Origin of the sequence: Bacillus sp. 522_BSPC (genome assembly GCF_001076885.1) — a bacterium.
Taxonomy (GTDB): domain Bacteria; phylum Bacillota; class Bacilli; order Bacillales; family Cytobacillaceae; genus Niallia; species Niallia hominis.
The window spans coordinates 1-14,626 of sequence record NZ_JVDT01000160.1 but is presented as its reverse complement, the minus strand read 5'-3'; the positions used below and the strand labels follow the sequence as shown (position 1 = coordinate 14,626).

At 33.9% G+C, this 14,626-nt stretch carries 15 protein-coding genes; 5 read left to right on the top strand and 10 right to left on the bottom strand.

All coding sequences use genetic code 11. From position 1 onward, the window contains the following. Positions 1-279 precede the first annotated feature (279 nt). The 5 genes from manA to ADJ83_RS13315 all read right to left on the bottom strand — a co-directional run bounded on the left by manA (position 280) and on the right by ADJ83_RS13315 (position 4,459). On the bottom strand, positions 280-1,224 hold the full coding sequence (gene manA / locus ADJ83_RS13335) for a mannose-6-phosphate isomerase, class I (protein ID WP_031538662.1): 945 nt from the start codon (positions 1,222-1,224) through the stop codon (positions 280-282). A gap of 211 nt (positions 1,225-1,435) precedes the next feature. After that, on the bottom strand, positions 1,436-2,659 hold the full coding sequence (locus ADJ83_RS13330) for an MFS transporter (RefSeq protein WP_031538665.1): 1,224 nt from the start codon (positions 2,657-2,659) through the stop codon (positions 1,436-1,438). Beyond that, the gene (locus ADJ83_RS13325; RefSeq protein ID WP_031538666.1) at positions 2,656-3,090 is read right to left on the bottom strand and encodes a MarR family winged helix-turn-helix transcriptional regulator; all 435 of its coding nucleotides are present in this window, start codon (positions 3,088-3,090) and stop codon (positions 2,656-2,658) included. The genes ADJ83_RS13330 and ADJ83_RS13325 overlap by 4 nt, the downstream gene beginning before the upstream one ends. Before the next feature lie 236 nt (positions 3,091-3,326). Next, the gene (locus ADJ83_RS13320; RefSeq protein WP_031538668.1) at positions 3,327-4,046 is read right to left on the bottom strand and encodes an MOSC domain-containing protein; all 720 of its coding nucleotides are present in this window, start codon (positions 4,044-4,046) and stop codon (positions 3,327-3,329) included. 80 nt (positions 4,047-4,126) lie between these two features. Then, positions 4,127-4,459, bottom strand: a complete 333-nt coding sequence (locus ADJ83_RS13315) for a DUF3889 domain-containing protein (protein ID WP_031538670.1) — start codon at positions 4,457-4,459, stop codon at positions 4,127-4,129. A gap of 149 nt (positions 4,460-4,608) precedes the next feature. On the opposite strand from ADJ83_RS13315, the gene ADJ83_RS13310 reads away from it, so the two are divergent. Next, entirely contained in the window at positions 4,609-5,232 is a 624-nt protein-coding gene (locus tag ADJ83_RS13310; protein WP_048717931.1) for a biotin transporter BioY, read from the top strand. Positions 5,233-5,469: 237 nt separating this feature from the next. On the opposite strand, the gene ADJ83_RS13305 is transcribed toward ADJ83_RS13310, so the two are convergent. Next, positions 5,470-7,131, bottom strand: coding sequence for a copper resistance CopC/CopD family protein (locus ADJ83_RS13305; protein ID WP_031538674.1), 1,662 nt, complete (start codon positions 7,129-7,131; stop codon positions 5,470-5,472). 340 nt (positions 7,132-7,471) lie between these two features. On the opposite strand from ADJ83_RS13305, the gene ADJ83_RS25845 reads away from it, so the two are divergent. Both ADJ83_RS25845 and ADJ83_RS13300 read left to right on the top strand, forming a co-directional pair. Next, positions 7,472-7,645, top strand: coding sequence for a hypothetical protein (locus ADJ83_RS25845; protein ID WP_192840946.1), 174 nt, complete (start codon positions 7,472-7,474; stop codon positions 7,643-7,645). 261 nt (positions 7,646-7,906) lie between these two features. Continuing rightward, a complete protein-coding gene (locus ADJ83_RS13300; protein WP_031538677.1) occupies positions 7,907-8,926 on the top strand; it encodes a cation diffusion facilitator family transporter in 1,020 nt (339 codons plus the stop codon). 98 nt (positions 8,927-9,024) lie between these two features. Here ADJ83_RS13300 and ADJ83_RS13295 read toward each other — a convergent pair whose 3' ends face one another. From ADJ83_RS13295 to ADJ83_RS13285, 3 genes are all read right to left on the bottom strand, one after another. Next, positions 9,025-9,432 (bottom strand): hypothetical protein, encoded by a 408-nt coding sequence (locus tag ADJ83_RS13295; protein WP_031538679.1) that lies wholly within the window; start codon positions 9,430-9,432, stop codon positions 9,025-9,027. Between the two features lie 110 nt (positions 9,433-9,542). After that, complete coding sequence (locus tag ADJ83_RS13290) at positions 9,543-10,544, bottom strand: LLM class flavin-dependent oxidoreductase (RefSeq protein WP_031538680.1); 1,002 nt, start codon at positions 10,542-10,544, stop codon at positions 9,543-9,545. Positions 10,545-10,634: 90 nt separating this feature from the next. After that, positions 10,635-11,795, bottom strand: a complete 1,161-nt coding sequence (locus ADJ83_RS13285) for a metallophosphoesterase (RefSeq protein WP_035416573.1) — start codon at positions 11,793-11,795, stop codon at positions 10,635-10,637. Positions 11,796-12,042: 247 nt separating this feature from the next. On the opposite strand from ADJ83_RS13285, the gene ADJ83_RS13280 reads away from it, so the two are divergent. Continuing rightward, entirely contained in the window at positions 12,043-12,978 is a 936-nt protein-coding gene (locus ADJ83_RS13280) for a MerR family transcriptional regulator (RefSeq protein ID WP_031538683.1), read from the top strand. Positions 12,979-13,143: 165 nt separating this feature from the next. Further along, a complete protein-coding gene (locus ADJ83_RS13275; RefSeq protein ID WP_031538685.1) occupies positions 13,144-13,938 on the top strand; it encodes an HAD family hydrolase in 795 nt (264 codons plus the stop codon). An 84-nt stretch (positions 13,939-14,022) separates the two neighbouring features. Here ADJ83_RS13275 and ADJ83_RS13270 read toward each other — a convergent pair whose 3' ends face one another. Beyond that, on the bottom strand, positions 14,023-14,460 hold the full coding sequence (locus tag ADJ83_RS13270) for a hypothetical protein (RefSeq protein ID WP_031538686.1): 438 nt from the start codon (positions 14,458-14,460) through the stop codon (positions 14,023-14,025). Positions 14,461-14,626 lie beyond the last annotated feature (166 nt).

Sequence of the window (14,626 nt, the reverse complement as noted above, 5' to 3'; positions counted from 1 at the left end):
GTGAAGGATTCATCCAAGCGCTTAATCTAGCAAAAAATGCAGGGTTTAGTGCTTATTATCTATTTGAAAAAAGAAACCCTGTTCGAATTGATATGTAAATAAGTGCAGAGGGATTATTTACATTAAATGACCTAACCATTAATGAGAGTTTTCCTTCACACCATAGGGATGTGTCAGTCTATCGATTACCGATAGTATTTAATGGGAAAATTTTTTATCGTGTGCGCAAATTTAACAATTAATAGAAAAGAAGAGTGTCCAATGAGACACTCTTTCGGTTTAAATAAAGGAAACAATAAGCTCTGCTTTCCCCTTTAATTCAAATGCACCAAATTTATTGGGAAGCAAGAAATGATCCCCTTTTTGGAATGCGTATTCTTCTCCACTCTTCGTTAGAGAACCATCTCCCTCTATTACGCTGCATAATAGGAAAGCTTGATCTTGCTCTTTAGTTGCCTTTCCATCGAGTGACCATTTTTCAACTGTAAAATAGTCACATTCAACAAAGCTTGTAATCTCTATATCCCCTTGTTGTTCAACAGATGGAGAAGTTGCTGCTAATTGATGTGGAACGGTCGTAACATTGATCGATTGCTCAATATGTAATTCCCGAGTATTTCCTTCTGCATCCCGGCGATCATAGTCATAAACACGATATGTTGTATCCGAATTTTGTTGGGTTTCAAGAATGATAATCCCTTCCCCAATAGCATGAATTGTTCCACTTGGCACAAAGAAGAAATCACCTTTTTTAACAGGAACTTTATTTAATAACTCATCCCATCTATTTTCAGCAATCATTGCTGCTAATTCATCTTTTGTTCTAGCATGATGGCCAAAAATAATTTCTGCCCCATCCTGACAGTCAATAATGTACCAGCACTCTGTTTTGCCAAGTTCTCCATTTTCATGAACCTTTGCATAGTCATCATTTGGATGAACCTGTACAGATAAGTCTTGATTTGCATCTAATATTTTTGTTAATAAAGGAAAACGATCGCCTTCCATATTTCCAAAAAGCTCACGATGATTTTCCCATAATTGTTCTAAATTTTTCCCTGCTAATGGTCCATTCTTGACAACACTTTGTCCATGAGGGTGTGCGGAAAATGCCCAGCATTCCCCTGTTGATTCACTCGGTATTTCATAGCCAAAGCTACGCAATGCTGTACCGCCCCAAATTCTATCTTTAAAAACCGGATTAAAAAATAATGGCTCGCTCATTCGATTACGGAACTCCTTCTTTACAATATTTACTAGACTATTCTACCATATTCTCCATTAAAACGGATTTTATTTTCAAAAATAGAAAATGAAAGATCATTAGGAATGGCCTCTAGCTATCTAAAATAAAGCATACATTATTTCTACTAATACAAAAAATAAGACTCTCCTTATAGAAACTTTACCATTTCTTTAGGAGAGTCTTATTTTGTTATGCACCTGTATTGAATTGCTCTTTTTTCGGAATAATCGTTTCTTTTCTAATCGTTTTCCCATGCAAATAGTAATAAACTGCAATACCAATTAAAATATAGATACTACTAAAAGAATAAAATGCATTTAAGCCAATTGCATCCCCAATAATCCCAACTAAATAAGAACCGAAGCCAATCCCTATATCAAAAATAGATAAGAACGTTGCCGTTGCAAGTCCTCTTCTATGTGGTGCTGCTTTTTGAATGGCAATGGTTTGAAGACAAGGAAACATAGATCCGTATCCTAACCCAATTAATGCTGCTGAAAGTAAAAACATCCATTCAGATTCAGCCATGCCAAGCAAAATCATTCCAGCGGAGAATAAAACAATACAAGGATATACAATCTTATTTGCACCATAGCGATCAAACCATTTTCCAGCAAAAGGTCTTGCCATTAGCATAAAGATTGCATATACAACAAAGAAATAACCTGAAACACTAATAAAGCCTTTATCCTCTGCATAAACAGATACAAAGGAGAGTATCGACGAATATACAATTCCGAATATTGCCGCTACGATACTAATTTTCACTGCAGTATTTTCAATAATTTGATTGAATCGAATGCCTTTCTTCTCTGTATGCTCTATTTCTGACATTTCCATTTCTGGCGCATGTTCAATTTTCATAAATCCGCCTGTTAAAATGGCAAAGAATGCAAAAATAATTGCTAGAATAAATAGAGTGGAAGTTCCCCAAGAATTAATTGCCTGAAGACCAATAAATGGACCGATAACCATTGCTAAATTCATGCTCATGGAATAATACCCCATGCCTTCTCCTCTTCTGGAGCTTGGCAGAATGTCCGCAACAATTGTTCCTGTTGCAGTTGTTGCCATCCCAAATCCAATACCATGTAAGGCACGAACAAATAGTAAACCGCTTAGAGAGTCAGTAAATAAATAAAAAACGGAGGCACTTAAGAAGATAAGTAAAGATGTTAGGAAAATGGCCTTTTTCCCAATCTTTTGCATTAAATTACCAGCTATTGGCCGGATGAGAATAGCTGTAATAATGAAAACCGTAACAATTAGGCCAGCTGAAGACTGTTTTTGATTTAATTCGCGAATTGCATAAATTGGTAATGAAACTAATAAAAAATAAAATGTCATAAATAAAAAAAAGTTACTTACCCATATTTGGATAAATCCCCTTGTCCATAATGCTTCTTTTTTCACTTATTTTCCTCCTTGATTGCTAATGAATGGGACCAGCCTAATATAATTTGATGTAAATATTCCCATGATTCAGCTGGTAATTGTGCAAGTAAGCCCTTGTTTGCTTGTAAAACAGCCTCTTCCCATTTTGCGTATTCTTGTATTGCTATATCGGTTAGAAACACTTTATTTGTGCGTCTGTCTTCTCCTTTTACTTGGAGAACATAATTTTTTTCCACGAGCTTTTTAACTGTACGAGTAACAGGTGGAGCTTCAATCGATAAATATTCAGCAATTTCTTTTTGGGCAAGTGGACCGTTCTCTTTTAATACATATAAAATTGCCCATTCTGAACTATATATATCAAATGGCTCTAACGCTATATTTAATTCCTTCGTAAATTGTCGAGCAAGCTGTTGGATAGAATGGAATAAGTCATGAGTCTTGTTCATATCTTTCTCCGATCTAAAATTAATTACCTAGGTAACTATATCATAGTATATTGGTTGTAGGCAATACTATTTTTAAACATTGGTGTTAATCAAACGTTTGATTAAGAGAGATATCGCTTTCAAAAAAAGGTGCTTTCTATCCATATTATTACATCAAAAAAACTCCTAAGTAGTTGAGCTAACTAATTAGGAGCCATTCACATGTTAGGACAGTTTGTTTTGAAATGCATTTTGTGTTATAAAATGGTCATTTGATCACCAGTATAGATGGTTCCCGTCTGAATAACACGAGCATAAATGCCGAAATGATTATTTCTTTCTTTCACTATCTGCTTTAATAGCTGAGGCTGCCTTGTTCCTGTTATTGGATCAACCGTTATGATCATACATCTTTCACAGAATTGATTAATTTCGAGAATTACTTCTGAACCAATTTTAATTTGCTTCCCCATTATATCCTGTTCTTTTATGCCCATCTCTTTTCGATCATAAATAATATTTCCCCTAAATCGTCTCTCATCAATTGGTTCACCGTATGAGGAAGATAATTCTGCAAGAGCTTCTGTTGAGATAAGAAGAATATTGTCTACTTCAATCGCTGGGATTGGAACATTGGTTGGGGAATATGTAATGGACTCTAATGTTCGATTTGTTTCTTTTTCCATTCTTTCTACTAATGCTTTTTCATTCCAATCAAACTCTGCTCCATCACTTGCTATCACTTTTAGCTTAGGAAAAACTTCTATCGACTCTTCTCCTAAAAATTGTGCTTTGTATGTAACCATTTTAGGAAATTGCGTAATGGTTAAATGCTTGTTCTTATTTGTTTTATCAATAAATGCATGACTTCTATCCCCATAAATTCCGTATGACATAATTTTTGCCTTTGAAAGATATTCCCCTGTAAAGGATTTTACCGGATACCGCATAATTTTTTGGATAGTTCCAAAGATCATACCTTCCCCTCCCTTTCTCCTTATTCCATTAAAACAAAAAAACTCTCTAAAACCAATTACTTTAGAGAGTTTTTTGAAAATTATGGTTTGGTTTCTTCCATGTCGACAGATAACAAACGTTCGGTTCTTGTATCAAAGGTTAAGTTTACAAACACACCAATTTCTTTTTGATCATTTTTTACAATAAGCTTAAACTTTTCAACAGAAGTTCCCTTTTTATCTTCCTTGCCTACATGCAGATAATCAGTTACTTCACTATTAGGATATTTTTCTTGTGCTTTTGTCATGGCGATTCTTCCCCATTTAACATAGGAAGGTAGCCCTTCTGCTTCTGCATGGATTGGAATGTTTATCTGCATAAGGAATAAACCAACTAATAAAATATTTATGAATGGAAACTTTAATATTTTCATGTATGCATCTCCTTTCATTCTACATTTAGTATGAACTTTCTATAAAAAATTATGTATTTTTATATGTTAACTTTTTTAAAAAATTAGTTGACATATAAAAAGTAGAGAAGTATAGTTATTTTAGGAAATTATTAAAAGGAGTGACGACTTTGAAACCGTGGAAAGCTTTAGATATTACAATGATTGCATTATTTGTTGCTTTTATGGCAGTTGGTGCCAATGTAACCAGTTTTCTTGTTATTGGAGGAGTTCCTGTTACACTTCAAACCTTTTTTGCAATCCTTGCAGGTCTACTTCTAGGCAAAAGACTAGGAAGTTTTGCAATGGTAGTTTATATGCTCGTTGGACTTATCGGGATTCCTGTATTTGCGGAAGTATCTGGAGGACTCATTATTTTAACCAAACCATCCTTTGGATTTATTTTAGCTTTTATTCTTACTGCCTTTATTGTTGGCTTAGTTGCCGAGAAAAAACAATCGATTCCAAACTTTATTTTTAGTGCATTTATTGGCTTATTAATCAATTACATAATCGGTACAAGCTGGATGTATATGGCATATAAATTATGGTATTTGGCACCTTCTGGGTTTACTTATCAACTGCTTTGGTCCTGGATGGCTTTCCCTCTTATAAAAGATGTTATTCTTACCTTTATCGCAGGAGTAGTCGGTTACCGCTTATATAATTCAGTAATAAAGAAAAGCTCACTGCAAGTACATTTTCATTCAGATTCTACACATCAAAAATTTGACCAAAGAAAACTAAATAGATAAACTGAAAAGCCGAATATGAAAATCAATTAAAAAGCCAAACAATTACGATTTTATCGTGTAATTGTTTGGCTTCGTCTATGCCTGGAATACATATAACTGACACTCATTTTACCAAAACTGATAATTTCCTATCCGTTTCGCCATTTTACGACCATATACTCAAGAATCCTGTCTATTTCTGCGGTTTCCCGAGAAATATTCCATTATTCCATTCCCTATTTTTCCTACCATCAAACATTATCTAACTTGCATTTTAAAGGAATAATCAAGCGATTCTAATTCATCTGTTAAAACATGTATTTCTACTTCCAAATTTCCTGGCTGATTCAATAGAAGATTTTCTGCAAAGTAATGCCCCTCTTTCTCTTTTGTTAAAGGAAAGGATGTTTCATTTTCCCCATTGATTAAGCCTATCGTAATTTGTTCGATTGGATCAATCGGGTTTCGACTATTATCAAATACAAACACTTCATATTGATTTTGAACACCTGTTTTTTTAGGGGTAATAGATAAGCTAATATTCTCATTATACCCTAGTTCTGCTTCCTCATAAAATGGCAAATCAATTGGCAAGGTTGGTGTTTGGATTTGGGTAAAAACGCTTGTTACCAGTAATACCAAAATTCCAAGCGTAATCTCTATTTTAATCGATACTTTATAGAACTCTTTCTTTTTTAAAAGAAGCCTGCTAACTAAATGATAGGCTCCGAAAATTAGCATAAACACTAGTAAAGCCACCTTAATAAGCAAAACTTTCCCGTATGTCGTGCTAACTAATGAATGAAAATCTGGTATTAATAAAGAAGCGTTTATTGCTCCAGAAATACAGAGTGCAGCAACGGAGAAAAGGGCCCATAGCGAATATCTTTCCATACTAGACCAATATAAATCATGTCCTTCTCCTTCACTCGCAAAAATCCCTTCCCTTAAAAATAAAAGGATGACAAGCATCCCACCAAGCCAAATGGAAGCTGCGACCAAATGAGTAAAATCAAACAAAATCGCCACCGTTTCATATGGAGAACTAGACGGATGACCAAGAAATGCTTTTGAGAGCATTATGCCTAAAAACGCTAATCCAGGGATAGTCAGGCGCTTTCTGTCTGTGTATGTTTCCATTTTCCAAATGTAAAGATGGCTCAAATAGAGGATAACCAACAAGATTGTTTGCAGAATCCAGATGGTCCCTTCTTTCGTACTTTTCAGGGTTTCCAACAAATTACTGATGCTTAAGGATGCTAGTAAACCTCCACCAGCATAGCTTTGTGTCTGTATGAAAATGGAGCTGATAATACTGATTGCTAGTAATGCTATTGCTGTAATCGAGACAGTTTGGGTCCTTTTTATTAAACTATTGGATAATTTCTTGCCCTTATACCATATCAAATAGAACAATAATATCCCCATATATAAAGAAAATCCGATATAAAGGAAGCCTTTATTTATCATTGTACTTATAAATGTAAACATATTTCCATTTTCTTGTTGTGTTGGGAAAGCCGTTCCCTCAGGTAATTCTCCAATACTAAAAGGAATCATTCCTGAAACAGAATGTCCATCTGCTGATACTACTCTCCACTCAACTGTATAAATATCGTTAGGTAAATCTGGCTGTAAATCTACTGTCATTGATTTCTCTGTTTTGGGGTCTATCTTAACATTTTTCTGATCTACTCTCTCTCCAGATGAGTTTAAAACATTTAATATCGTAAAACCAGTTTGGATTTTTTCATTAAATTCTATGTAAACATTTTTCGGTGCTGTTTCTAATATTTCATTTTCATTAGGAGTGGAATTAGTAATATATGCATGGGCAGATACTGTATTAACTCCGATAAAATAAAATATAAGTGCAGCTAATTGTAACATTAGTAGCTTTTTCCATTTCACTTTTTTCATCACGTCCCTCTATGTTCATCCTGCACCACTCAATTATAGCGAATGAACCACAATTCGTACAAGGAAGAGATCGACTAGGCAATAATTCCGTTTATTCTGATATATGAAACTTCCATTAGTTGAATCAATTGTACCTATACGGTTAAGCGATCTCCACCTACTCTCATTCTCTTAAGAAAAAAACCTCTCACCTAATAGCTAGAATACAGTCGTTATTTGTCTAAATAATAGCATATTTTGCGCTTTCCCGAGAAATATATATTAATTTTTTTATATAAATATCGTATATTTTCCTTCATGGCGGTAAAGAATAAGAACAAAATAAAAAGGAGGTAAGTCAATGGATATTAGCATGACTGCTGATGAAGTAATGTTGACTATTCAACAATTACGTTCAAATGGCATGAATATGAATAAAAAGAAGGTAAAGCAAAGCCATCCAGAATTAATGCGCCATGCGCTACATTATTTCCCTGATTGGAACAGTGCGGTTGAAAAAAGTGAATTAGCTTAATAGTTAACCGAACGATTGCTTCTTAGACCTACATATTCAAGATCGTGTAAATAACACCATAGACTTACGAAAAGGGACTTCTGTTACCCATTTTTACATACAGAATAAAAGATATCTAAAAAGAAGAATACAGAAGCTCATCGAGGCTTTCCATAAACATGAAAACCATCTTTAACAGGCAAGATGGCCATTTATTGGAAAGCTCTCTTTTTATTTCCATTCCATAGCACTAATAGTAAGGAAGAAGGGTACTATATTACGATGAAGGAATTGATAATTTTACTTAAGAATGGGAATCGATCTGCTCTCCTTGCTGCACTCGTAAATACGATTATTTCCGTCTTAAAAGGAGTCGCATTTTTCTTATCTGGCAATGTCGCTATGTTTGCAGAAACCATGCATTCCCTTGGCGATGCAGCCAATCAATTTTTTGTATTTATTGGATCGGCATTAAGCAAAAAAGCCCCTACCAAGCGGTTTCCTGGTGGATTTGGCAGACTAGTAAATATTGTTTTATTATTTGCCGTCCTTATCGTCGGAATAATGGCATATGAAACAGTCAGAGAAGGCATCGACCATGTCATTAACCCCCAGGAATCAACCGCCTTTTTGCTTATTATCAGCGTTCTTTCTCTATCTGTATCTCTTGAGTTTATTGTGTTAACAAAGGCTATGAAAGAAATTGTCACAAATGCTGGGGTAAAAACAAGAGGTTTGAAACTTTATTCATCTAGTTTTACCTATTTAAAATCGGCAAAACCGGCAACAAAATTGGTTTTTTTAGAAGATTCTGTTGCAACTGCCGGAGGAATATTAGCAATCCTCGCAGTTGTTGTAACGGAATATACAAATTTTAAACAAGCAGAAGGGATCGTATCTATTGTTATTGGATTACTTATGTTTATTGTAGTTGGAAGAGTGTTCTTAGATAATGCAGCAGGTGCGATTGGTGAAGCTGATTTAGAAATGCAGGGGGTAATTGGCAACATCGCTATGAAAGATCCAGATGTAAGAGATATTCAAGGGCTTGCTGTATTTAAAGAGGGGGAAGATTTTCATGTAGAGCTAAGCATTGAAATTGATAGCAAATTAACGGTAGAACAAGTAGATAAAATAAGACAGCGAATAGAGAAACAAATACTATCAGAAAAAGGAGTTTCTGATATCATCATTGAATTTGATAAGGATGATGGAATTTTAAATTGGCCAAATTCCATTCATAAAAATGAAAAAAGAAAGAAAATGCTAGAAAAACATTCCTCTTGGAAAAATGTTGATTAATTCAATTGACGTAAACATCCTTCCATCGTTGTGAAATAATATATTTGTGAAAAGGTCAGGATTATCCTCTTTCATTAGAACCCTGACCGAAAAATATACTATTCATTTACCGCATCTTCAAAAGGTGCAAAAAAAACGCCTTTAGGGGCAAGGATATTTGTTTCTGATTCCTCTTCTCTTCCGTTAACTTCATAAACCCCTGCTGGGAAGTAATCATAATAGCCAGATTTCACGTGTAAATCGACGTAATATTCATCCAGTTCCCTCATTAATAGATGATAAGCTTCCCTATCGATAATTTCACCTAAATCATCCAATTCAAAATTCTCTTTTAGTGCTTCTATGAAAGGTTCATAAGAGTCTGCAGCAACATATAAATCTACATCACAGCATTCCATGCAGAGCAAGACCTCTTCTCCTTTTATATTTTCATATGCATAATCGACCATTTCTTTTAAAATCTGTTGTATTTTATCTTTATTAACCAAATTCATGGTTGTTTTCACTGCAATTCCCTCCAACTTTTTACAAAAGCTATACAATTAACCTATAGCTTTATCATACACAAAAATAAGTACAAAATGAAATGATATCCTTTTGTATTTGTTGGCAATGATTACATCACTATTTTTTTTACTATCTCATAGGAACGTAATCGATCTGTTTGGGAATAGACTTGGGTATTTATTATCATTTCATCTGCTTGCGTTTCATCTAAGAACGCTTGTAATTTTCTTGCGACCGTTTCCTCCGAACCAATAATAGAAGCTTTAAGTTGCTTCTGTACAATCGATTTTTCATAAGTAGTCCACAGTGCTTCCATATTTGGAACCGGCGGCTTTAGTTGGGTCGGATTGTTTCGAATTAGACTTAAAAATTGCTGTTGTGAAGAAGTTGCAAGAAATTCTGCCCTTTCATCTGTGTCTGCCGCAATAATATTTACCCCCACCATTGCATAAGGTTGCTTCAATTTATCCGACGGTGTAAACGAATTATAATAGGTATTGAGAGCAGGCACTGTATAATCTGGTGAAAAATGGCTTGCAAAAGCAAATGGAAGACCAAGACTTCCTGCTAATCTCGCACTAAAATCACTGGATCCTAATAACCAAATCGGTATTGCCAATCCTTCTCCAGGAATTGCTCTTACAGGCAATCTAGTTTCCTCATGTGATTTTAAGTACGTACTTAATTCCTCCACTAATTCAGGAAAGTCATTTCCATCACTTGGATAACGACGTAAAGCCCTTGCAGTCAACTGATCACTTCCAGGTGCCCTACCTAAACCTAAATCAATTCGATTAGGATACATGGATTCTAACGTTCCAAATTGTTCGGCAATAACTAATGGTGAATGATTCGGAAGCATGATACCACCAGAACCAACTCTTATTTTACTTGTTCCTCCAGCTATATAGCCAATCAAAACTGATGTTGCACTGCTAGCTATTCCAGGCATGCTATGATGTTCTGCAACCCAATACCGGTTATAGCCCCATTTTTCAACATGGCGAGCAAGCTCTAAACTATTTTTAAAGCTTTCTGTAGCATTACTGCCTTCTTTTATTGGTGCTAAATCAAGTACAGAGAACTTTATATCTTTCAGAGTTTTTCCCATAATCCCTCATCCCTTCCTTTATCTCCTTCCATACTATAACTGACTTTTTTAGTCTTCAAGTTTATTGCTTGTATAAGGATGTTTAGCCTCTCACTCTAAATGATTCAATAATTGCTTGCTATTCATATATTCCAATGTTTCTTTCTGATAATTTGACAGAATATATTCTATTTGTGGCATCGGAGACACAATCGGTATTTTTTTCTTTTTAATAATCCGGATAATCGGCTTTGCTGTTGATTTGGACTCCTTTATCATCCATTTATCTTTTTTCTTCTGAAGTGTTAAATCGATAATACCTAAATGATTTCCCCAATTTCCTGCTTGTACAGTTGGTTTTCCATTGATTAATCCCTTATCATGATTCACACCTTTCGGCCCCTTTGCCCCCTTTACCGGAAAGATGCCGTGGGTATGGCCATAAAGAATGACATCAATTCCTTCCACCTTACTAATATCTCGAACATTATTTCCTGATTTCGGTCTATAATTCTGATCAGAATACAATCCCGCATGTACTAACGCAATTATTATATCAGCACCTTTTTTTTTCATTTGAGGTACAATTTCTTCTGCTGTTTTTCGCATATTCTTTATAATTAATCTATTTTCAAAATGTTCCTTATCCCAAACTTGTGTTATTGGCGTAATAAGTCCAATTACTCCCACCTTTAACTTTTCCATTTCTCCATTTTCATTTACTACATCTTTATCCAGTAGTAAATATGGTTGAAAAAAATGGATGTCGTCTTGTTCATACTCATTGCGATCATCTACATATATATTCGCATTTGTATATGGGAAATCTGCCCCCCTTAATGTATTTAAAAGAAAATCAAGACCATAATTAAACTCATGATTTCCAACTGTTGCTGCATCATATCCCAATAAATTCATACTTTTATATGCAGGATGAATGTCGTTCGAATAAAACATCGGAGAACTTGCAACAAACTCCGCCAATGGACTTCCCTTTATAACATCTCCTACGTCAAATAATAATGTATTTCTTTGTTCTTTTTTTGCTTGCGTTATCAAACTTGCCACTCGATTATATCCATATTCAATCGTTTTCTTTTTTTTCTCATAATTATAATCCAGTAAATAAGAATGAATATCCGTCGTTTCTAATATACGAAGTTTAACGGTAGGTTCCTTCAATGTTTCACTAATTGCTTCTATTTGGATAACATTTAGTTGCATAAAAAGGATAAGTGTGATGGAAAGAATAAATAATAATTTCTTTTTCATTTGGCTATCTCCCCTTTTTCCCAGCTTTCCTTCGATTCTTTTAGTTTATACAGATGAGGTTAGAACTACACAGTAATCACAATCGGATTCTACAAAATGATTCCCTGTATTAGAAAAATCGGGAAAATTGTCAACAAATTAGAAGTTTTGATAGCTTTTGTCTTGTTGCAGGAAATTTCTTAACAGTTCTATAAATATTACGGTAGAGATGTTCTATTACGGTGATAATTACAAAGGAGAGAGAGAAATGAAGGCATATACGATAAGGGAAGCATCAAAAAAACTTACGACAACCCCAACAATGTTAAAACAATGGGAAAAGGACTTACAAGGAATAATCATGATACCAAGAACAAAAACAGGTGCACGTATTTATACAGAAAAAGAAATTACTTTACTTCATGAAGTCAAAAATTTATATAAAGAAAAAAGGAAAACAAAAGAAGTGAAGGAATCATTAACGATGCTAATTAATCGACCTAAAAAAGAAGAAAGTAAAGAAGAAGATAAAGCAGAGCAAAACGAAAATACTTCGATTGAAGTACTTAAAAAAAATACTAACGACACACTAGAATCGAATTATCCGTACACAGCGGAACAAAACTTCCGATTGCTGCTATCCTCCTTGGAAAATTATAAACAAGATTTTCTAGAAGAGGTCAAAGGGGAAATCAGAAATGGTATTAAAAAAGAAGTTTTAGAAACAATTACAAAGGAAATAAAAGCAGGCAATGAAGAAGCCATTCATCACATTACAGATACTGTGAACAAAACACAGGAAACAACGACTGAACATTTAGAGGAGTTTTCAGAACTATTACATACAAATACAGAAAAAACAGCGATAGAATATGAAGAAATTCGCTCTAAAATAAAAAAACTTTCACAAATATCAAAAGCAGAAAGAAAAACATATTCTAAACAATGGACATCAAATGTGTCTTCTACCAAAGAAATGAAATCAATGATTGAAAACCTTTCAAAATCTAATGAAGAATTAAATAAAACAGTTGAACAACTAAACGAAAATGATCAATATTTAATGGAAACACTTCGTTTAGAAAGAGAACAAATAGATAAAGAAATTAAACAAAGAGAAAGAAACTTTCAAGAATTAGTGCAAACCTTCCGTCATACAGCTGCCTCTCATGAAAAAAAGAGACAGTGGTGGAAAATTTGGTAATCTTATTTTATTAGACTATTTATGCAAAATCATTAAAGCTACGTAAAATTTCTTTAAAGAGTAAGCAAACTTTTTTCAAATTTGCTTACTCTTTTTCTTTTGGTCATTTTATATGATAGTATGGTAGTGAAGAAATGTATTAGTATGTATTAATTGGAGGTCAAGATGTCTACAAATTATAAAATTTTATTCCTTGATATTGATGGGACGATCCTCACACCGGATGATACGATTCAAGACTCAACCAAAAAAGCAGTTCAGTTAATGAAGGAACAAGGATTAGAAGTCTTCTTAGCTACTGGAAGACCATTACACGAAATATCTCATATAGGGGAAACACTTGCGATAAAATCATTCATTGGCTACAATGGCGCTTACGCTATACATAATGGTAAAGACGTATTTAGACAACCAATGAGTCCTGACTTAGTAACTAAATACTTAGAAATTGCAAATGATAAAGGAAATGAACTAATTTTATATACAAATACACATAACCTTCTTTCTCATCCTGACGGGGAGATGACGAAGCAATTTAGCAAGAAGTTCCATCTTAAGCAAAATAGAACATTTACACTTGATGAGAAAGAAAATATCCTTGGAATTACAGTTGTGAACTTAAAAGAAAAGGATATTGCCTTATACGAAGAATTTCCTGATATTCATTTATCCCAAGTAAATATCGATGGATTTAGACATTCCTATGATGTAATAAGTGATAAAGTCAATAAAGGATTTGCCGTGTCACTGATTCTAAAAAGATTATGGATTGAGAAGGAATTCTCCATCGCCTTTGGAGATGGTCTTAACGATAAAGAAATGTTGCAAGTAGTAGGGGAAGGCTTTGCAATGGGAAATGCTCATGAAATGTTATTTTCTTATGCAAAACATAAAACAACTTCTGTAACAGATTCCGGAATTTATAATGGGTTAAAATGGCTAGGATTGATTAAAGAATAAAATTTTACATAATACTGCTGTCTAAAGACTTTTTCAAAATTTTAAAGGGTCAGACTCCTTATCCACTGGAGACTGACCCTTTTATTACACTTCCGAACTATTCTCGCCTACATTTTCGCCATTTAGATGCTGCAAAATTTTCTTATCGTAATATTCTTCATTCATTTTGTAAGAAATTTCAAATGCAGGCGTTGTTGCAAACTCTCTTTTTATAAAATAATAATTTTCTTCTTTTATTGGCTCTGTTAAATCAAGCATGATTGTAATCTCAAGTGAAATAAGATTTTTGTTTTTGGTAATTGTTACAGTTGGATTTGTGCTTCTTCCAACTTTATTTATTAGCTTCTTATTAAAAAGCATAGAAAAATATAGCTCATTGCCACTTTTATTCTTCTTATTCAGTTTCAGTAAATAGGAATCGCCTAGATCTACTAATTTCTCTTTATCCATATTTTCTATTGCTAAAATTAATCGTATGTACGTACCTTCTACTGGTGAAATGTTTATTTTTGTTGTACTCATTTGTAACCTCCTCTTACTTGAAACCACAAAATTGACCCTTTTTATCATATGACAACATACCCTTTATTATAACGAAAAAAGTGTACCAATAAGATAACAGGATAAATCAATAATATTATTTCAACCTGAAATATTCATAGCACTTTAAAAGATGCACGTTTTTCTA

Excerpts from the sequence above, each read along its gene's own strand:
- manA (WP_031538662.1), bottom strand. The coding sequence starts at position 1,224 with ATGAGCGAGCCATTATTTTTTAATCCGGTTTTTAAAGATAGAATTTGG.
- ADJ83_RS13325 (WP_031538666.1), bottom strand. The coding sequence starts at position 3,090 with ATGAACAAGACTCATGACTTATTCCATTCTATCCAACAGCTTGCTCGA.
- ADJ83_RS13320 (WP_031538668.1), bottom strand. The coding sequence starts at position 4,046 with ATGATCTTTGGAACTATCCAAAAAATTATGCGGTATCCGGTAAAATCC.
- ADJ83_RS13315 (WP_031538670.1), bottom strand. The coding sequence starts at position 4,459 with ATGAAAATATTAAAGTTTCCATTCATAAATATTTTATTAGTTGGTTTA.
- ADJ83_RS13305 (WP_031538674.1), bottom strand. The coding sequence starts at position 7,131 with ATGAAAAAAGTGAAATGGAAAAAGCTACTAATGTTACAATTAGCTGCA.
- ADJ83_RS25845 (WP_192840946.1), top strand. The coding sequence starts at position 7,472 with ATGGATATTAGCATGACTGCTGATGAAGTAATGTTGACTATTCAACAA.
- ADJ83_RS13300 (WP_031538677.1), top strand. The coding sequence starts at position 7,907 with ATGAAGGAATTGATAATTTTACTTAAGAATGGGAATCGATCTGCTCTC.
- ADJ83_RS13290 (WP_031538680.1), bottom strand. The coding sequence starts at position 10,544 with ATGGGAAAAACTCTGAAAGATATAAAGTTCTCTGTACTTGATTTAGCA.
- ADJ83_RS13285 (WP_035416573.1), bottom strand. The coding sequence starts at position 11,795 with ATGAAAAAGAAATTATTATTTATTCTTTCCATCACACTTATCCTTTTT.
- ADJ83_RS13280 (WP_031538683.1), top strand. The coding sequence starts at position 12,043 with ATGAAGGCATATACGATAAGGGAAGCATCAAAAAAACTTACGACAACC.
- ADJ83_RS13275 (WP_031538685.1), top strand. The coding sequence starts at position 13,144 with ATGTCTACAAATTATAAAATTTTATTCCTTGATATTGATGGGACGATC.
- ADJ83_RS13270 (WP_031538686.1), bottom strand. The coding sequence starts at position 14,460 with ATGAGTACAACAAAAATAAACATTTCACCAGTAGAAGGTACGTACATA.